The 19,932-nt window shown below is 40.7% G+C and carries 16 protein-coding genes and 1 other RNA gene; 4 read left to right on the top strand and 13 right to left on the bottom strand.

From position 1 onward, the window contains the following. Window positions 1-114: 114 nt before the first annotated feature. From recQ to NST73_RS09945, 7 genes are all read right to left on the bottom strand, one after another. Window positions 115-1,896 (bottom strand): DNA helicase RecQ, encoded by a 1,782-nt coding sequence (recQ, locus tag NST73_RS09915; protein WP_274660366.1) that lies wholly within the window; start codon window positions 1,894-1,896, stop codon window positions 115-117. Window positions 1,897-2,031: 135 nt separating this feature from the next. Then, window positions 2,032-2,217: non-coding RNA, 6S RNA (gene ssrS / locus NST73_RS09920), on the bottom strand. Between the two features lie 133 nt (window positions 2,218-2,350). Then, the gene (locus NST73_RS09925) at window positions 2,351-2,851 is read right to left on the bottom strand and encodes a TraR/DksA C4-type zinc finger protein (protein ID WP_144679491.1); all 501 of its coding nucleotides are present in this window, start codon (window positions 2,849-2,851) and stop codon (window positions 2,351-2,353) included. An 89-nt stretch (window positions 2,852-2,940) separates the two neighbouring features. Beyond that, window positions 2,941-3,588: an SDR family oxidoreductase gene (locus tag NST73_RS09930; protein WP_144679489.1), complete on the bottom strand. Its 648-nt coding sequence runs from the start codon at window positions 3,586-3,588 to the stop codon at window positions 2,941-2,943. 177 nt (window positions 3,589-3,765) lie between these two features. Further along, window positions 3,766-4,107 (bottom strand): PH domain-containing protein, encoded by a 342-nt coding sequence (locus tag NST73_RS09935; protein WP_008346505.1) that lies wholly within the window; start codon window positions 4,105-4,107, stop codon window positions 3,766-3,768. 277 nt (window positions 4,108-4,384) lie between these two features. Next, entirely contained in the window at window positions 4,385-4,528 is a 144-nt protein-coding gene (locus NST73_RS09940) for a YozQ family protein (RefSeq protein ID WP_242730570.1), read from the bottom strand. A gap of 43 nt (window positions 4,529-4,571) precedes the next feature. Continuing rightward, on the bottom strand, window positions 4,572-4,784 hold the full coding sequence (locus tag NST73_RS09945) for a DUF6501 family protein (protein WP_017367443.1): 213 nt from the start codon (window positions 4,782-4,784) through the stop codon (window positions 4,572-4,574). Between the two features lie 209 nt (window positions 4,785-4,993). Here NST73_RS09945 and NST73_RS09950 point away from each other — a divergent pair, with 209 nt between their 5' ends. The 4 genes from NST73_RS09950 (at window position 4,994) to NST73_RS09965 (ending at window position 10,372) form a co-directional block, all read left to right on the top strand. Further along, window positions 4,994-6,478 carry an aldehyde dehydrogenase family protein gene (locus tag NST73_RS09950; RefSeq protein WP_017359492.1) on the top strand — a complete coding sequence of 495 codons (1,485 nt, stop codon included), beginning with the start codon at window positions 4,994-4,996 and terminating at the stop codon, window positions 6,476-6,478. Window positions 6,479-6,578: 100 nt separating this feature from the next. Further along, the gene (locus NST73_RS09955; protein ID WP_144679487.1) at window positions 6,579-8,456 is read left to right on the top strand and encodes a prenyltransferase/squalene oxidase repeat-containing protein; all 1,878 of its coding nucleotides are present in this window, start codon (window positions 6,579-6,581) and stop codon (window positions 8,454-8,456) included. Then, window positions 8,449-9,270: a superoxide dismutase gene (locus tag NST73_RS09960; RefSeq protein ID WP_144679485.1), complete on the top strand. Its 822-nt coding sequence runs from the start codon at window positions 8,449-8,451 to the stop codon at window positions 9,268-9,270. The genes NST73_RS09955 and NST73_RS09960 overlap by 8 nt, the downstream gene beginning before the upstream one ends. 151 nt (window positions 9,271-9,421) lie before the next feature. Then, window positions 9,422-10,372 (top strand): bile acid:sodium symporter family protein, encoded by a 951-nt coding sequence (locus tag NST73_RS09965; protein ID WP_024718578.1) that lies wholly within the window; start codon window positions 9,422-9,424, stop codon window positions 10,370-10,372. A gap of 31 nt (window positions 10,373-10,403) precedes the next feature. Here the strand turns inward: NST73_RS09965 and odhB are convergent, their stop codons facing one another. The 6 genes from odhB to NST73_RS09995 all read right to left on the bottom strand — a co-directional run bounded on the left by odhB (window position 10,404) and on the right by NST73_RS09995 (window position 19,617). Beyond that, entirely contained in the window at window positions 10,404-11,660 is a 1,257-nt protein-coding gene (odhB, locus tag NST73_RS09970) for a 2-oxoglutarate dehydrogenase complex dihydrolipoyllysine-residue succinyltransferase (protein ID WP_007500721.1), read from the bottom strand. A gap of 14 nt (window positions 11,661-11,674) precedes the next feature. After that, entirely contained in the window at window positions 11,675-14,509 is a 2,835-nt protein-coding gene (sucA, locus tag NST73_RS09975; protein ID WP_017359494.1) for a 2-oxoglutarate dehydrogenase E1 component, read from the bottom strand. 224 nt (window positions 14,510-14,733) lie between these two features. Continuing rightward, a complete protein-coding gene (locus NST73_RS09980; RefSeq protein WP_058336741.1) occupies window positions 14,734-16,650 on the bottom strand; it encodes a VWA domain-containing protein in 1,917 nt (638 codons plus the stop codon). Window positions 16,651-16,661: 11 nt separating this feature from the next. Further along, window positions 16,662-17,540: a MoxR family ATPase gene (locus NST73_RS09985; protein ID WP_008346487.1), complete on the bottom strand. Its 879-nt coding sequence runs from the start codon at window positions 17,538-17,540 to the stop codon at window positions 16,662-16,664. Between the two features lie 89 nt (window positions 17,541-17,629). After that, window positions 17,630-18,208 (bottom strand): superoxide dismutase family protein, encoded by a 579-nt coding sequence (locus tag NST73_RS09990; RefSeq protein WP_008346485.1) that lies wholly within the window; start codon window positions 18,206-18,208, stop codon window positions 17,630-17,632. 77 nt (window positions 18,209-18,285) lie between these two features. Continuing rightward, window positions 18,286-19,617 carry a peptidoglycan endopeptidase gene (locus NST73_RS09995; protein WP_144679481.1) on the bottom strand — a complete coding sequence of 444 codons (1,332 nt, stop codon included), beginning with the start codon at window positions 19,615-19,617 and terminating at the stop codon, window positions 18,286-18,288. Between the last annotated feature and the right edge of the window lie 315 nt (window positions 19,618-19,932).

Below are 19,932 nucleotides of genomic sequence, written 5' to 3' on the forward strand. Positions count from 1 at the left end.
CCCACTAAATGGCTCAATTCCGCATCATATCAAGGTTTTAAAGGGATGGAAATCATCATGATGAAAACGCGTCCAAGTGAAACGAAAAAAATTTATTTTCCTTCTTCAAACTCTTTATTTTTTCTCTTTTTCTATAAATAAACGAATTTCTTCTAAAAAAACATCTCCATATTTCTCTCTTTTTTGTGCACCGACACCTTTAATATTTAAAAGTTCTTCTTCTGTTTTAGGCTCTACTGCTGACATTTCCTTCAATGTTTGATCAGAAAAGACAACAAATGGCGGAACGCCCTGCTCTCTTGCCAACTTCATTCTGACCATTCTTAACTGCTCAAATAATGCATCATTTTCTTGAATAGCCTCTGCTTTTATCGCCTGCTTTTTATAGACGGTCTCCTGCCCCACTAGCACTTTCTTTCCTTTTTGTGTCACTTTTAGTGTTGGAAAAGCTCCTTCAGACATGCGTAAATACTCTTCTGTAATTAAAAATTCAATGAAATCACTGATATGTTGGGCTGAATGCTGTTTCATTAAAGCATAAGTAGGAAGCCGGTCGAAACCAAAATCAAGCACTTTTTTATTTTTAGAGCCGGCTAATACTTGAGCAATCATCATTTTTCCGAATCGTTCGTTCATTCTAACGGTACACGACAAAACCATTTGTGCTTCTCTCGTGACGTCTTCACGCTCTCTCTCGTCTAGACAGTTGCTGCATTTTTGACAAGGGGCACTTGATGATTGGTCAAAGTAATCCATCACAAATTGCTGAAGGCACTGTTCCGTATGACAGTAGTCTACCATTTGTCTCAACTTGAGCAATTCATGCTGATACCGCAATTCATCTTCTGTTGATTGTTCAATGAGAAAGCGCTGCACGCGTACGCCTTGCGGTGAAAACAGTAAAATGCATTCACTTTCAAGCCCGTCTCTCCCGGCACGTCCTGCTTCTTGGTAGTAACTTTCAATATCTCTTGGAATTTGATGATGAATGACAAAACGTACATTAGACTTATTAATCCCCATACCAAATGCAGATGTAGCTACCATTACTTGAATATCATCATTTAAAAAAAGATTTTGCTGTTCTTCTCTCACTTCATCATCTAATCCTCCGTGATAAACACCCGCTTTGATCTTTTGCTTTTTTAGACGATGATAAATTTGATCTGCTTCTTTTCGTGTGGCTGTATAAATAATGCCTGACTCAAGACTGTTTTTCTTCATATATTGTGTGATGAATTGGTCGCTGTTTTGTCCTTTCACCACTTGAAAAGACAAATTTTCTCTAGCAAAACCAGTAAAGATTGTTTCTTCTTCGTCCATGCCAAGTTGCTCACATATATCCTGTTGGACCTTCTTTGTAGCAGTGGCTGTTAATGCTACAATAACAGGCCTTTTTGAAAGCTTGTTTACACATTCTTGTATAAAGCGATAGCTCGGTCTAAAATCATGTCCCCACTCAGATATACAGTGCGCTTCATCAATAGCCATTAAAGGAATCGTCAATCGATCAAGCAGCTGAAAAAAACGTTCATTTTGTAAGCGTTCAGGGGTGATATAAAGCAAATCATACTCCCCCTGTTCACATTTTTTCAGCCTTGTATTCATTTCACCTGCTGAAAGTGTACTATTTAAAAAGGACGATCGTATTCCCATCTCATTTAACGCATCAACCTGATCTTTCATTAAAGAAATAAGCGGAGATACAACGATTGTCGTTCCTTCCATCATAAGGGCAGGAATCTGGTAGCAAACCGATTTACCTCCGCCTGTCGGCATAATGCAGACCGTATCCTTCCGTTTATTCACAATCGATTCAATGGCTTGTTTTTGTCCTTGTCTAAAAGCATCAAAGCCATAATATTGTTTAAGAAGTGCTTCTGCTTGTTGTAACATCCAATTCCCTCTCCGTCGTTTGTTTTGTCTATTTTAACATACATTTGTACATCCACATTCGGTCTGTTCAAAATCGTATTTTGGACAAAATAAAAAGCCATTTTCCAAAAATGGAAAATGGCTTGAATCATCCTAGGAAAAGCTGCGGATGCCGTAATCTAAGTAAGAAAGTTTTAAACCACCACTCCTCAAAGTGGGTGTTTGCAGAAACGTTCCTGTCTTCCTCTCGAAGGAGGCGTGACATTCCGGCTTCAATATAAAACTCCCTATTACAGCTTAAAGGTTAAAACTTAATTAACATTACGCGCATCGCAGCCTTTAAACTATACTACACGAAAGTTTATTAAATTTCAAGATATGTTTTTTCTAAAAAAATACTCATGTATACAAGATTTTTGTCCATGTAGACGTGGGAAAACATTATGTTGAGAAAACATAAATTCCTCTCATCATGTTATTTTTCCTCATCTACATCAACATCTTGCTCTTCTTCTAGCCTTTCATACGTATCTGAATGTAATTGATCCATTGTTTCTCTATTTGTTAAATCACGCATTTGCTCAGAGAACGAACGGTCAAATTCATTTGGATCTTGATTGGTTTCTTCATTTTTCTTTACATCAATTGAATAACGAGTATAGGGTACTGCTTTCAAACGTTCATATGGAATGTCTTTTCCTGTTTTTTCACAAATTCCATATGTTCCGTCTTCCATCCGCTTAAGCGCCGCATCAATTTCACCTTCGAGCTGATCATCGACTTGATCCAGCGTCTGTTCGGTCATGCGATCTAAATAGATGCTTCCGTGATCTGCGATATGGTTTCCAACACCATTTGAAATCTCATTCGATTCGACCAGCATGGATTCTTCTTTCTTTTTTGATCCTTTCACATCTTCTTTTAATTGAATAAGTCTTTCATATAAATCAGCTTTTTGCTCTTTCGTTAAGCTCACGGTCAATCACTCCTTTCTCTTTACCTTCCCGCTCCATGTGAAATGAAAACATCAAAAAAGCCGCCGCCTTTGGCAGCAGCTTTCTTCATTTAAAGATTACGAAGTGCTTCTTCTACTGGTATATCACCTTTGATTAAGTCAAAGGCTTTATTTTTCACATTGGATTCCGTTAAGCTTTCCACTAAGACAGTGGCTACATCTTCTCTTGAAATCTCAATGTCACGATCGTCTGGAATATGAGCAGCCGCTTCTATTTTCCCTGTCTTCTCCTCATGCAGCAGTGCTCCTGGCCGCACAATGGTGTAAGAAAGACCAGACTGTTTTAAATGTTCATCGGCTTTTCTTTTCGCTTCATAATAAAGCTCCATACTGCCTTGTCCTTTTCCTTGATGAGGATCGTCGGCATTATAAGAACTCAGCATCACAAAATGCTGAATATTTTCTTTTTTGGCTGTATCAACTAGGCGTTTTGCTCCCTCTTGATCAACAGCGATGGTTTTATCTGCACCTGTTTTTGAGCCTGAACCAGCTGCAAAGATGACAGCTTCTGCTTGCTTCACAGCATCTGTCACATCCTCTTCAAGATCACCGATGACAGGCGCTGCACCAAGTTCTTTTAGAGCATCTGCTTGTTTTTCATCTCGAATGAGAGCAAGCGGCTCATGTCCTTTTTCTTTTAAATATCGAATGACAAGTCTCCCTGTATGTCCGTTTGCTCCAGCAACTAATACTTTCATTGTTCATTCTCCTTTCTGTATCTGTTTCATCTTTATCCTTTTTTGATGTGATTCAAACACACGAATAGAAAAAAGCCTTCCCCACTGTAGTGGGAAAAGCTCAAGGGATATGCGATAGATAAAAATAAGAACAAAGAATGAGAAAAGTGCATGTGATCTATGTAATCGCATCGTTGATCAGCAAAGATGTTTTGTTAAAATGGCCTGCACGTCACTCAAATCTGTATCTTTAGAAAAATCGAGTTCAAATACTTTTGAGCTTGTAACAAGCAGCATACCAGTGTCCTGATCAAACACGCCAGCTTCTTGAATGGCAAAACTTTCAATTGATCGATACGGCAAGGAGACCCTGACTTTCTTTTTAGAAAATACGCGGTTATCGCCAAAGATCAGTCGTTTATTGGTAAAACAAATTTGGTCGTGACGCAGTCTGTAAACAGCCTCAATTCTTTCTCCTTCAATTAATAAGGATTCGAATTTTTTATGATCATTTTGTTTACTGACAGAAAAAATACCCACGTAAACCCCCTCTTCCTGCATCAAATTCCTTTATGACAAAACGGCCACACGGCTCTGTGGGTACGTTTTATTCTCACTTATAGAATACGCTATAAATCGTCGTTATTCCATTACGAATAGATTAAATTTCATTTAACTTTTTCTTTTTGATCCGATGCTCTTTCCTCTACTTATTTAGACTGTTAAAGCAGGAAAAAAGTTTCAGTTTTTTTCAAGAAATCATTCGTTATGAGACCATAAAAAAACAGTGATTATGTAAAATCACTGTTTTAAATGACTATTCATCTTTCGGGGTATCAATCGTTCCTTCGGCATACACGTCAGAAATTTGCTCAAGTGTAATCGCCATATCAGCATCTTCATTGTCATGCCAAGCATTTTGATGTTTCTGCTCTTCTTGCTGCTGCTTTTTCATCATCATCACCCTTTACTGTTTTTCTTAGTATGAGTGATGACCATCAAAATCATTCAGCAGAATTGTCTTCGAAATACTCTTTGTAGTACCCGCCTACTTTACCCGTATTATCAACAACAAAGAGAAATTCCTCTGTTTCATTTTTCACATCATATGTGTGTCCAACCGTTAATGCCCGGTCAACCATATATTTTTTCGCATTTGTATGTACACATTTTACTTGTTTTACCGTTTCAGCCGTTTGCCAGTTTTGATGGATCATGATTTAAAAACTCCTTTTTTCATCTATACATTTATTGTAGCCAATTTTTCGTGAAATGCAATGAGTGTTATCGATTGCTTTCAAAGATGTCGTGTAATATGATAAATGTATACGTTTACATGTGTGTGCGTATACAAATGGCTTCATGTCCACTTTTTCCACCTAGAACTCGCAGAACAACCCATATCTTTAAGGAGGTTTGTTTATTTATGAGCTCTACAACACTTCAAATCAGTTCAAAACTCGAATCTTTTCTCCAAGGGACGAAAAAACTCTACATTAACGGTCAGTTTGTCACAAGTCATGATAACAAAACATTCTCTACGCCTAACCCTGCCACAGGAGAAACCCTTATTGATGTATATGAAGCAGGTGCAGCCGACATTGATGAGGCAGTAAAAGCTGCTAAAAAGGCGTTCCATGGACCTTGGCGTTCTATGTCTGCAGCCGAACGTGCCCGCTTGATGTTTAAGCTGGCAGATTTAATGGAAGAACACCAAGAAGAACTGGCTCAGCTTGAAACACTTGATAATGGAAAACCAATTAATGAAACAACCAATGCGGATATCCCTCTTGCCATTGAGCACATGCGCTATTATGCAGGGTGGACCACAAAAATGACTGGACAAACCCTTCCTGTCAGCCAGGGATATTTTAATTATACTCGCCATGAGCCTGTTGGCGTTGTGGGACAAATCATTCCTTGGAACTTCCCGTTGCTCATGGCCATGTGGAAAATGGGTGCTGCACTAGCAACAGGCTGCACCATCGTTTTAAAGCCAGCTGAACAAACGCCACTATCTGCTTTATATTTAGCTGAATTAGTGGATAAAGCCGGATTCCCAGAAGGCGTAATTAACATCGTTCCTGGATTCGGTGAAACAGCCGGTGAAGCATTAACCGATCACCCTGATGTCAATAAGCTGGCTTTCACTGGATCAACAAGTGTTGGGAAATTGATCATGGAGAAAGCAGCCAAATCCATCAAGCGTGTTACTTTAGAGCTTGGCGGAAAATCGCCGAATATTATTTTACCAGATGCCGATTTAAAGAAAGCCATTCCAGGTGCATTAAACGGCGTGATGTTTAACCAAGGTCAAGTGTGCTGTGCAGGATCAAGGGTCTTTGTGCACCGGAGCCAATATGATGAAGTCGTCGATCAAATGGCTAAATATGCGACATCATTAAAACAAGGAGCTGGTCTTCATCATGATACCCAGATTGGGCCTCTAGTGAGTAAAGAGCAGCATGAACGTGTGTTAGGTTATATCGAAAAAGGGAAGTCAGAAGGTGCAACAGCCGTAGTCGGTGGTGACTGCCCTTATGAAGCAGGCTATTTCGTCTCCCCTACTGTCTTTAGAGATGTAGAAGATGAAATGACAATCGCAAAAGAAGAGATCTTCGGTCCAGTTCTATCTGCGATTCCTTACGATTCCATTGATGAAGTGGTCGAACGGGCCAATCAATCTGACTATGGGTTAGCGGCAGGACTTTGGACAGAAAACTTAAAGCATGCTCACGATATCGCTGCACGCCTAGAAGCAGGAACCATTTGGGTCAACTGCTATAATGTCTTTGATGCCGCCTCCCCGTTTGGCGGATATAAACAGTCAGGCCTTGGCAGAGAAATGGGATCATATGCCCTTAACAACTATACAGAAGTCAAAAGCGTGTGGATTAATCTGCAAGACTAATCATTTAAGAAAGCCGATGACGATGTCATCGGCTTTTTTTGTGCTGGCATGTGACAGGCCGACTCCTGAATATAGTGATAAAGGAAAGGAGCATGGCCGAATGCAAGATTTTAAAACGAGAGTCAACGAATATATCGATGAACTGCACATGCAGGTAGAACGCAGACAAAGAGAAGATGGCGCATTTATTTTCTGCTTTGAAGGACCTATGATGACAAATGCTTTTTTCATTATGCTGTTAAAAGCCGTTGGTGACCCTGATCAGCAATTGATCCATCAATTGGCCGAAGCAATACATGCCAAACAAAATGAAGATGGTTCCTTTTCTTTGTATCATGACCAGTCGGGACATCTCACAGCTACAGTACAAGGTTATTGCGGTATGCTCGCATCTGGCAGATTTCAAAAAGACGAGCCCCATATGGAAAAAGCAGCACAATATATTCGCTCAAAAGGTGGACTAAAGAACGTTCACTTTATGACAAAGTGGATGCTTGCCGTAAATGGCATGCACCCTTGGCCCTACTTCTATGCACCTCTTTCCTTTTTACTCATCCCTACGTCTTTTCCGCTGCACTTCTACCACCTTAGTGCCTATGCAAGGATTCATTTTGTACCCATGATGATCGCACTGAACAAACGGTACACCTCTCATGCTACGTTTCCATCATTAGCCCATCTTGATGAAAACATGTCTAAAAATCCATTTGACTGGTTTATGGCAAGAGAAGAACGTTCGACTGATCACTTCCTCATGTATATGCGGTCATATACAGCCCTCGACAGCCGGCTCGACTTTTTCGGATATGAAGCGGCAAAGCGATACATGTTTGACCGTCTTGAAAAAGATGGGACGCTGTACAGTTACTTAAGTGCAACCATCTTTACGGTCTATGCCCTCATGAGCCTTGGGTACTCCCCTGGACATCATCTCATCCAAAAAGCAGTCAGAGGTATGAAAAAGCTCGTCACCTCCTGTCAAGGCAAGATATATGCTGAGAATTCCACCTCGACTGTGTGGGATACAGCGCTTGTCAGTTACGCTTCTCAAAGAGCAGGAAGAAAACGAGAAGATCCCATGATCATGAATTCCTTCACCTATTTGCTGGACCGGCAGCAAATGAAGAAAGCGGATTGGGCAGTTCATAACCGTCATGCTGCTCCCGGGGGCTTTGGTTTCTCACATATCAATACGAATAATCCTGATTGTGATGACACGCAAATTGTGTTAAAAGCGATCCCAAAAGAATACGCTCCACTTCAGTGGAAACGAGGATATGACTGGCTTCTCTCCATGCAAAACCGTGATGGCGGCTTTTCTGCTTTTGAAAAAAATCAAGATCACTTTCTACTTCGTCACCTTCCGCTTGAATCTGCGGAGGATGCGGCGATTGATCCGTCAACTCCTGATATTACTGGTCGTGTGCTCCATTTGATTGGTTTAGAAGAAAAAGATACTGCTTCACCCTCGATTCTCAGGCAAAAAGATCGATGTGTAAAATGGCTCATTGACCACCAAGAGAAAAACGGATCATGGTTTGGCAGATGGGGTGTTTGTTATATTTATGGAACTTGGGCAGCGTTAACAGGACTGAAAGCGGCCGGCGTCCCCTCCTCACACCCTGCTGTGCAAAAAGCATGCCGTTTCCTAAAGCAGATTCAGCTTGAAGATGGCAGTTTCGGAGAATCGTGTAAAAGTGCAGAACTGAAAACCTATGTTCCGCTTCCCTTTGGCACAGTGGTTCAAACCGCATGGGCGACCGAGGGGCTCCTCCAATATGAGAAAGCAAATAACGTAGCCATTTTGAAAGCTGTCTCCTTTTTAGTGAACCATCACCATACTGAAGAAGCCATGTACTATCCAGTCGGCATTGGACTGCCAAAACAATTTTACATCACCTATCATAGCTACCCATTTGTGTTTCCGATGATGGCCTGTTCTACATTTTTAGACGAAATGAGGCGTATACATGAATAAAGAAGAATATCGCTCACAGCTCAAAGAGTGGCTTAGCACGATTCAACATGTGTGGCAAGATGATAAAATTCATCGAAAAGTGGAAAATTTACGACTCAAAATGGAGGATGACCATTCGAGTGAGCAAGAATGGTACGAACTAGCCGAAAGGATTGCAGAAGACATGCAGCCACACGAAGAAGTGCGCGATATAGCAGCTGGAAAACATCAGTTACCACCACTGCCTTACCGGTATGACGCGCTCGAACCTTATATTTCAAAAGAAATTATGTACTTGCACCATCAAAAGCATCATCAAACTTATGTTGATGGTCTAAATCAAGCTGAACTTGCGCTAAAAAAAGCAAGAAGAACCAACGACTTTACGATGATCAAGCATTGGGAACGTGAACTTGCCTTTCATGGGGCAGGACATTATTTACATTGTATCTTTTGGTTTTCCATGAGTCCTTCAGGAAAAAGAAAACCTACTGGTCAAATGCTTCGTCTCATTGATCAATCATTTGGCAGCTATGAGGCGTTCAAGTCACATTTTTCAGCTGCTGCCAAACAAGTAGAAGGTGTCGGATGGGCGATCCTTGTATGGTCCCCGCGATCTCAGCGTTTAGACATTTTACAAGCAGAGCGCCATCAGTTCCTCTCGCAGTGGGACATCATCCCCCTTCTTGCTCTTGATGTGTGGGAGCATGCCTATTACCTCCAATATCGAAATGAAAAGGCGCAATATGTAGACCAGTGGTGGAATGTCGTTGACTGGCGTGATCCAGAAGCAAGACTAAAACAGGCTCAACAAGTGAAATGGACACCTTTTTGATCGCATACTCCACATAGTTCATATACTATGTGGTTTTTTATTAGTTTACATAATAATATTATGAACACCCAATACAAAATCATAGGTTGTTTTTTCAGAAAATTCATTTAAAATAGAAAAGATATGAAAAGAAAGAGAGTTGAATGATAGTATGAAGACCCTTTTACACATTAGTCATTTTGCAGGAAGAACATTTGCTATATGGGTCATTGTCTTTGCTTGTCTAGGCTTTACTTTTCCTGCGGCATTTTCTTTGATTGGACCTTATATCCCTTTTTTACTTGGCATTATTATGTTTGGCATGGGGCTGACACTGTCTTCTGAAGATTTTAAAGAGCTTTTTAGAAAGCCTCTTTATGTATTGATCGGGGTTTTAGCGCAGTATACATTAATGCCACTCATTGCATTTTTATTGGCCTATGGGTTACATTTGCCTTCTGAAATCGCTGTTGGTGTCATTCTCGTCGGCTGCTGTCCAGGCGGGACTGCATCCAATGTAATGACCTTTTTGGCGAAAGGAAATACGGCCTTATCCGTTGCCGTGACAACGATCTCGACACTACTTGCTCCCATTTTGACCCCTGTTTTCATTTATATCTTTGCAAAATCTTGGTTATCTGTATCACCGGGTGCTTTGTTTTTGTCGATTGTCCAAGTTGTCTTAATTCCGATTATTTTAGGGGTCATCGTCAAATTGTTTTTTAAAAAACAAGTGACGTATGCTGTACAAGCACTCCCACTTGTATCTGTTACTGGCATTGTCGCCATCATTGCAGCTGTTGTCAGCGCAAATAAAGAACAGATTCTGCAATCTGGACTGCTTATTTTTGCCGTTGTTGTTTTACATAATGCTCTTGGTCTATTATTGGGTTACCTCATTGCAAAATGGTGTAAAATGGACATTCCTTCTCAACGAGCAATTTCAATAGAAGTAGGGATGCAAAATTCTGGACTTGGCGCAGCCCTTGCAACCGCACATTTTTCTCCACTTGCCGCCGTTCCCAGTGCCATTTTTAGCGTATGGCATAATTTATCTGGCTCTTGGCTGGCAACATTTTGGTCAAAAAGAGGCTACCCAGAAAATAAAGACCAAAAAAGCTAGTACCCTCATCGGTACTAGCTTTTTCTTTCGATTATCCTTCAAGCAATAGCTGTTCAGGATCTTCAAGTAGATTTTTAATCGTGACAAGGAACCCAACAGCTTCTTTACCATCGACAATACGGTGGTCGTATGAAAGAGCTAAATACATCATTGGACGGTTTTCAAAGCGTTCTTCATCAATTGCAACAGGACGAAGCTGAATTTTATGCATACCTAAAATTCCAACTTGAGGACTGTTTAAAATTGGTGTTGAAAGCAGAGAACCAAATGTTCCTCCGTTTGTGATCGTGAATGATCCACCTTGTAATTCATTGAGCGATAATTTGTTATCTCTTGCTTTTTTCGCAAGATGACCGATTTCTTTTTCAATTCCAGCAAATGATAGTCTGTCTGCATCACGGACAACTGGTACCACAAGCCCTTCATTGGCGGCTACAGCAATACCGATGTCATAGAATTTTTTAATGACAAGCTCATCACCTTGAATTTCTGCGTTGAGAAGTGGATATTTTTTAAGTGCTGCTACCACTGCTTTTGTGAAGAAGGACATGAAGCCCAGTTTCACATCGTTTTGTTCAAGGAAGGCATCTTTGCGACGCTTTCTTAGATCCATGACAGCTGTCATATCGACTTCATTAAATGTTGTCAGCATCGCTGCCGTTTGTTGAACTTCAACTAAACGTTTTGCAATGGTTTGTCTGCGGCGTGACATTTTTTCACGCTCAACTGGTTTCCCTGCTTGATCATTTTGCACCGCAGCATTTGCTTTTGGCGCGGCTTTCGGTGCACTTGCAGGAGCTTCATTCTTTTGGTAAGAAGCTACATCCTGCTTTCGTACCCTGCCCAGCGGATCTGCGGTTGGAATCTCAGATAAGTCTAACCCCTTCTCTCTTGCTAGTTTTCTAGCTGCTGGAGAAGCGATCGTTCTGCCATTACCAGATTTCGGCTCTTCTTTTGCTGCCTCTTCTTTTTGTTCAGCTGCTGGTTCTTCTTTCGAAGCTGGTGCAGAATCTTGCTCAGGTGCTGGAGCTGCGGACTCGCTTCCGCCAGCTTCACCTGCTGCAATCGTTCCGATGACTTCTCCAACTTGGACAGTGTCACCAGAATCTTTCAGTACTTCTTTTAGAACACCAGATTCTTCAGCTGTCAATTCGACATTGACTTTATCTGTTTCAAGTTCTAACAGGTATTCCCCCTGCTCAACATAATCGCCCGGCTGTTTTAGCCACTGAGCAATTGTTCCTTCCGAGATTGATTCCGCTAGTTCAGGTACTTTAATTTCCGCCATTTTTCATTTCCCCCTTAGTTTTTGCGAGTCAAGCTATCAGATACAATTCGTTCTTGTTCTTTTTTATGAACAGTTGGATCACCCTCAGCCGTACTTGAACGTCTTCTGCGGCCGATGTAACGTACTTTTACTTTTTCAGATGCAATTTCACGTAAATATGGCTCAATATATCCCCAAGCGCCCATATTTTGCGGTTCTTCTTGCACCCATACGATTTCTTCTAAGTTCGTCAGTTTTGATAAAATGGCTTTAATATCTTTGGCCGGGAATGGATATAATTGTTCCACTCTCGCAATATGAAGCCAATCTTTTGAGTCTTCCATTTGAGTAAAACGATCACTAATATCGATCGATACCTTCCCGCTCGATAGCACAAGGCGTGTTACTTTTTCATGATCATGCACAAGGCCCGGCTGTTCAAGAACTGGACGGAACTGTCCATCTGTTAGTTCTTGGACTTCGGATAATGTGTTCGGGTTACGAAGCAGACTCTTCGGTGTCATGATGACAAGAGGACGAATCTCTTCACGAAGTAGCATTTTCGCCTGTCTTCTAAGAATATGGAAGTATTGAGCTGCACTTGTCAGGTTCGCAACTGTCCAGTTATTCTCAGCAGCTGATTGCAAGAAGCGTTCTGTTCTTCCACTAGAATGTTCTGGACCTTGTCCTTCATATCCATGTGGCAAGAGCATCACAAGCCCTGACTTTTGTCCCCACTTGGCGCGGCCTGCTGAAATAAATTGATCAAAATACACTTGAGCCGCATTTGCGAAGTCTCCAAATTGAGCTTCCCAAATCACTAATGTTTCAGGAGAATAGACATTATAACCATATTCAAACCCGATGACAGAGCCTTCTGACAGTGGACTATTATGGACTGTAAATGATGCATTTGCATCACTCAGTTCATGAAGAGCAATGAATTCATCTCCCGTTTGACTGTCGTGAAGAACAAGGTTTCTTTGAGCAAATGTGCCTCGCTCAGAATCCTGTCCGGTCATTCGAATCGGCGTACCGTCTTTTAATATAGATGCAAATGCCAGTGCTTCACCAAGTGACCATTCCACTTTGCGATCATCTGTAAACACTTTTGCACGTTTTTCAAGGATCCGCTTTAGCTTACCGAATACTTGGAAGTCTTTCGGCCAGCTAATTAATTCTTCATTCAGCTTTCTTAATACATCAAACTCTACAGATGTATCAACTGCAGGGAAGCCGTTAGATACAGGCTCTGGCAGTTCGATTTCTTGAATCGTATGTTCTTTCTTTGAAGGTACTTTTTTATAAGCTTCTTCAATTTTTGCCGTGACAGCCTGCTCAATTTCTTCTCTTTGTTCTTTTGACAGAAGGCCCTCAGTGACAAGCTTATCTGCGAAGATATTCTTGACCGTTTTGTGCTTTCTGACCGCATCATACAGCATTGGCTGAGTAGTAGATGGCTCATCCATTTCGTTATGGCCATATCTGCGGTAGCCAATCAAGTCAATTAAGAAATCCTTTTTAAACCGTTTACGGTATTCTACCGCCAGCTGAACAGCTGCTAAACAAGCTTCTGGATCGTCTGCATTGACGTGAACAATTGGAATCTCGAAACCTTTTGCAAGGTCACTAGCGTATTTTGTTGAACGAGATTCATTGCTTTCTGTGGTAAATCCAATCATATTGTTGGCAATGATATGGATCGTTCCCCCCACTTGATAGCCAACTAATTGACTTAAATTTAATGTTTCTGCGACAATTCCCTCTCCAGGAAATGCAGCATCCCCATGAATTAAGATGGCTAACGCTTTTTCAACGTCTTGAACTGGATAGCCTTTTTGAGTACGCGATTCTTGAGCTGCACGAGTGCTTCCTTCAATAATCGGGTCAATAAATTCCAAGTGACTTGGGTTATTGGCAAGTGTGACTCTTGCACTCTTTGTATCTTCATCTTTGATTTGGCGGTCAGCACCGAGATGATATTTTACATCCCCTGTCCATCCGTAGCTGATGCCGATAGAGCCTTCTGATGGTACAAGCTCTTTATTAGGCGCATGCTGGAATTCTGAGAAAATGATCTCATATGGCTTTCCTAACACATGTGCTAATACATTTAAACGGCCTCTATGTGCCATTCCAATGTTAATATTTGAAGTCCCTTGTGTAACAGACTCGGATATAATTTCATCAAGTACTGGAACAAGTGCGTCTAATCCTTCAATAGAAAAACGCTTTTGTCCAACAAATGTTTTGTGAAGGAACTGCTCAAATTGCTCGACTTCTGTTAATCTTTTGAATACAGAAACTAGTTTATCTGCTGGTTTTTTCTTAAATAATTCACCAGACTCAATAGATTTAGAGAGCCAGTTGCGCTCTTCGAAGTCATGTACGTGATCAAACTCAAATGAAATGGTACGCTTATACGTATTTCTCAAATGGTTAATGGCTTCTATGCCGTTTGAAATGTGTTTAGGTGCATCTGGACTAATAATTGATATTGGAATATTCTTAACGTCTTCTTCAGTTAAACCGTATTCCTTTAATGGAAACAGCTCTTGTAATTCCTTTTCTTTGCGAAGAGGATTGACGGAAGCATTTAAATGGCCATACGTTCTGATGTCTTCTGCCAGTTTAACGACTGATGCTATCTTTTGGATTTGTTCAGAAGTAACTACGCTATTTTCTTTTTTCCCAATTTCCTCCTTCATTTCACTCGGTGGTGCACCAAGTTCATCAAATATGCCTCTTATGTCTTCATCAACACTAGTAGGATCCTGGACATATTGATCGTAGAGCTCGAGCACGTAGCCGAGGTTCGGACCATGAAATTCTTCCCAACTCAACGGTTGTTTCACATCATTTTGAAACATTTTGAACACTACCCCCAACTTTGATCATCAAGTGATTGAACACTATCTCGATATAACTTCCAGAACACAATGACCAAATTTATGTAATAAAACGCTTCCAATCATATTCTACCACTGTTTCGGATTACTTTCTACATTCTTTGTTCAATTAAAGATAAAAAATTCAAAGAAAAACAAAAAATTTAAATCATTCCGAAAAATATTTTAAAGAAAGGGGCAAAACCTTATGCCCCAATGCTTTTATGCAGCAATTTCTTGAGTAATGGATATAGCACATCTGGCAATGTATCGACATCCGGTACAAAAATGCTGAACTTGCCATACATATCTTGGATCGTTTTCATCTGCGCCTCTTCAATCGGAGAATTGGATAAAAACACATTGATCACTTCAATTCCCTTTTTTCTCGCTTCGAGAACCGCTTCATGTGTATCCACGATCCCATTTTGTTCGTAGCTGAATGCAGCCGGCTCTCCGTCTGAGAAAACAATGAGGAACTTTTGCTCTTCTCTTCGTTTTAAAATCATTTTTGTCATTTGGCGAATCGCATAGCCGTCCCGGTTATCCTCTTCTGGCTCAAGTGACATAATGGATGGTCCTGCGTCAAATAAGGAATCTTTGAACGATACGACGGTGTTAAAGTAGTTCGGCTGACTTGTTTCAGTTGCGTCATTTGTATCTTCCCAGAACCCTACAATTTGATGAGGTACCTGCACTGATTTTAAAGCTTCATGAAACAGAACAATCCCTTTTTTTGTCTCATCCATCTTGTCAAACATACTCGCAGAACAGTCAACTAATAAAGTGAACACAGCATCAATTTGAGAAGATGGCGCTTGTTTTTTATAAAATAGTCGAGGATTAGACTCTGTAAAATAACGAATGAGCTTTTTACTGAGACGTCCTGCATGAAGATCTGTTTTTGGCCATGATTTTTTATGCTCAAGTGTTTTTTGAATCATTTGTTTTAAGCGTTTCTGATAAGGCTCGATTGCCTTTGCGTGCTGCTTGTACACATCTATTTGCTCTGGTGAAGGAGGTTCTGGTGAAATCATGACTGGAAATGCATATTTGTTTTCTTTTCCATTCTCATGCGCATCTGCCCCGCTTTCTTCTCCTTCTGCCTCTTCTAGTGCTTCAAGCTTTGAATAGTCTTTTCGATGGGTTTGTTTGGCTGAACCTTGAACCGTTCCAAGCGCCTGATCTCCATCGTCACCTTCTCTTGCCGCATCTTTACCGAGATCGCTTTTACCACCGTGTTCTAAATCAAATTGAAGGAAACTTTTAGATGGTGCTTCCGTTTCTCTATGCCATACTTCCATATATTCATTATGGATGTCTTCATCCCCCTCTTTTTCCCGATCGACTTTTATATCCTCACTTAACTTAGGCTTTCTTTTGAGGTCATGGAAAAGCGGTTCTTTTGCCGCTTTTTCATAGTCCAATTCTGGGAAGAAAAAGTATGTGTTCAGCATATCCTTTTCAAGGAGCTCATCGAAGCCTTCTGTCAATTCCTTCACAATGATGGCGATATCAGATGTCGAGCGTGCGTCATATACACGTTCAAGACTTGACTCAATAAACGGAATCATTGGATCTATCCGCTCATGAAGGGGTGGAATTTCTTCAAGCGGAGATTCGGCTGTCAGCTTCACGTATATCGCACAAAAGAGTGCATCTGTTAAAATACTGCGCTCTTGGTTAATCGTTAATTGTGTTTTAAAGTGACGTCTGTAAAGCTCTCTTCTCCGTTTAAACACCTTTTTTGTTCCTGGGCGGTCACGTTTAATCCGCTCTTCAATGCGGATATCTTCAAACAGCATAAACAATTGTTTGCACACATCAGGAATGGATAATGTGTGGGCATAGCGAATGATGTCTTCAAATACTGTAAGATCGCTATACACTGTCCCTACTGCTCGCAGGAACACATCACTTTTTAGGCCTGCCATCATATCCTCTTGATGACGATCATCCCAAAAATGGCTGATGAAAATTTTCTTTTCAAACGGTTCATAGTACGACTGAACACCGTATTCAAGCTCCACATCATCACTTTTGGCAAGTGTTTTGGCTAAATCCGTTAATTCCATAAATAGAAATGAATCGATTCTGCTGTCATTAAATTTGATGAATTTCAAAAGTCAGAACCTCACTCGAATAATGTTTGAGCGATATTTCTTACCGCTGCTTTTTCCCGGTCATCTTCTAGCTTCTCTACAATTCCTCGTTCAATTGCACGAAGCGGCGGGATATATTGCGCAAGATCACATGTATCTAACAGTGCGCGAATGGATGCGGCTTCTTCACTGACCTGTCCATTGTGTGCTTGGACGATGAGATCTGATGAGAGCTGTACGAATTGATCGATTAAACGCTCATCCTTTAATACAGATTGAGTGTGCAGTACTTCTTTTAAAATGCCACCGCCAATGTAAGGAACTTCAATGACGACAAAACGGTTTTTCAGCGCTTCATTGAGCGGCACTGTCCCCACATACCCCTCATTGATTGCTGCAATCACGCCAAAGCCTTCTTCTGCTCTAACGACTTCACCTGTAAATGGGTTTGTCATCATTTTTCTGTAATCAAGCACACCGTTTAAAATAGGCAGTGTTTCTGGTTTTGCCATGTTGATTTCATCAATATATAAAAGGTGTCCTTTTTTCATTGCTTTTGTAACGGGTCCTTCAATGAATTCTATAGAAGCAACTTGTCCATCATTATGGATGGTTTTATAGCCAATTAGACTTTCTGCATCAAGGTCAACTGAGCAGTTTACACTGTGCATCGGCTGTTGAAAAAACGCGGATAAAGTTTCTGCTAGTTTTGTTTTACCTGAGCCCGTCGGTCCTTTTAACAGAACATTTTTTCCTAGGGCAAGTGCAATCATGGCATCTTGAATAATAGACGTATCTTGTGATTCATAGCCGCTTGTTCCGATAAGCGGACGAAATTCTTCTTCGAGAACTTTTCCTTTTGCTTCGATCATTGCTTGAATTTCTTCTGGGAGTGCTGGTTGGTTAAACATATATGATTAATTCCTCTCTTCGATCATTTTCCTCACCAAGTATACTAAAAAAACCTTTATGCACTCAATACATAAAGGTTCGTCTTCTGTTATTTTACCATTTCTTTTGTGATGGCTCCGCAAGCAATGCGTTTCCCTGAGTTGCCAGAAGGGTTGCTTAAGTAATCATCTGCTTCTGCATGGATGATGAAACTTCGCCCGTTTTGATCAACCAATTGATTCGGGCCTCCTTTGACCGTCACATTCGGAACATTCACAACGACGTCAATTTGACCATCTGCCCCTACTTCTAAATTAGGCATATCTCCAGCATGATGCCCTTTTGGGTTGTCGAAGCCATGCTCTCTATGTGTCGGATTAAAGTGAGCCCCCGCCGTTTCAAAATCTGGCGTTTCACATATTCCTGTTTCATGAATATGAAAGCCGTGAGGACCTGGCGGCAGTCCTTTCGCTTTCACATGCAGATCCAGCCCATTTTCTGAGGACTCTCTTATTTCAATGCTCCCTATTTTTTGCCCGCTTTCGTTTATGAGTGACGTTGTCACTGGTGCTTGTTTAGGTGCGGCAACTTCTCTTGTTTCTTCTGTCGTTTCTTTTTTTGGCGGTGCATGACATGCTGATGCGGTAAAGATCAAACATATCATGATCATCCACACTGACTTTTTCATTTATGACTGCCCCCTTTTGCTATCAGTATGGACAAACTGATGAGAAGGCAAACAAAAAAAGCCGAAAATCGGCTTTTTTAGAAGAAACGTTTCGCACCTAGGTAGGCTTTTTTCCAATAAGGGTTGCTTAAGTTTGAAATTCCTACTCCGCTGTCACTTGCATGAAGGAAATCTCCTCCACCTAGGTATAGTCCCATATGAGAAGGACCTGCTTTGTACGTTGTGAAATAAACAAAATCTCCAACTTGTGGTGTGCTGACAGGCGTCATCATATTCCAGTATCCTGCTGTACTCAATCTAGATACTGATGAAACCTTATTAATGAGATAGTAAACAAAGCCGCTACAATCAAATCCAGCTGGTGTATTGCCGCCCCATCTGTAAGGTATGCCTGTGAGCTTTTTACCTTCTTGAATCATTGTCGTGATTTTTGCATTCATTGGAACGTCATTTTTATTATTGTTGACCGGTGTTGTTGAACCATTTGACGTAGAACCATTAGATCCCGTTGAACCGGAAGCTGTTCCGTTGATTTTTAATACTTGTCCAATTCTCAGCACATCACTTTTCAAGCTGTTTGCTGTGCGGATTGATTGAACCTGCACCTTAAACTGATTCGCAATTTTCCATAATGAATCACCTGATTTAACCGTATAAGATGTGGTTTTACTACTTGAAGACTGATTGCTGTTTGAAGGCGTGCTAGGTTGAGCAGGTGCTTTCGGCTGACTTGGTTTTGACGTCACCGTTCCTTTTACCTTCAATACTTGATTTGGATAAATCGTATCAGATTTTAGCGAGTTCAATGTTTTAATTTCACCAATCGACATATTTAACGAATTGGCAATTTTCCAAAGTGAATCGCCTAATTTCACTTTATATGTACTAGATGCTGACGACGAACTATTAGAACTCGTTGATTTGTTACTTGAGCTAGAATTAGATGTTGAGTTTGAATTTGAGGACTGGCTGCCGCTCGTTTTCGCTGTTCCAGACACTTTCAGCTTTTGTCCAGGACGAATGAGGTCACTGTTTAAGCTGTTCAAACTTTTCAAACTTGCAACTGACATTTTGTGATTCTTCGCAATCAGCCATAATGAATCCCCAAGCTTGACTGTATAGCTAGATGTTGTTGAAGCACTTGATTTCGTTGCTTTTGAACTTGTTGATGAGCTGGATTTTGAACTTTTTGCACTAGGAATCTTTAAGCTTTGTCCTGCAAAAATCATCGTCGTTTTTAATTGATTAAGAGATTGAAGTTCCGAAATACTTGTGTTGTACTGTTCGGCAATCTTCCAAAGTGAGTCACCGCTTTTCACCTTGATCGTCTGTGCTTCTGCCGGTGCAGCAATAACAGCTGAGCCTGCGATCGCTGAAACTGTGAGGCCGGTTACTACTTTTTTCTTCATAGATGAATCTCCGCCTTTCATGATTTCGTACCGTAAGACTTATGTACTAGTTTTGAGTTTAGCATTTAATGGTTCTGCTTCTCTTGCACTATTTTATCTTTATTTCTATAATATTACTCGACATGAAGACGTTGGGCAATACTAAATAGGTTTTAGAGCAGCAAACTCAAAATGCTAAAACAAAGCCATATCGTTTCTATCGGCTGTTTGCTGTATTTATAAACATTTTTTAAGGAATTTTTAAGTTGACGTTTAGAAATTTGTCAAAACAAGCACGTTGCTAGTTTCATAGTTCTATTCTACATGACAAATTTT

The sequence above is a fragment of the Bacillus sp. FSL W7-1034 genome, assembly GCF_038593365.1.
Taxonomy (GTDB): domain Bacteria; phylum Bacillota; class Bacilli; order Bacillales; family Bacillaceae; genus Bacillus; species Bacillus altitudinis.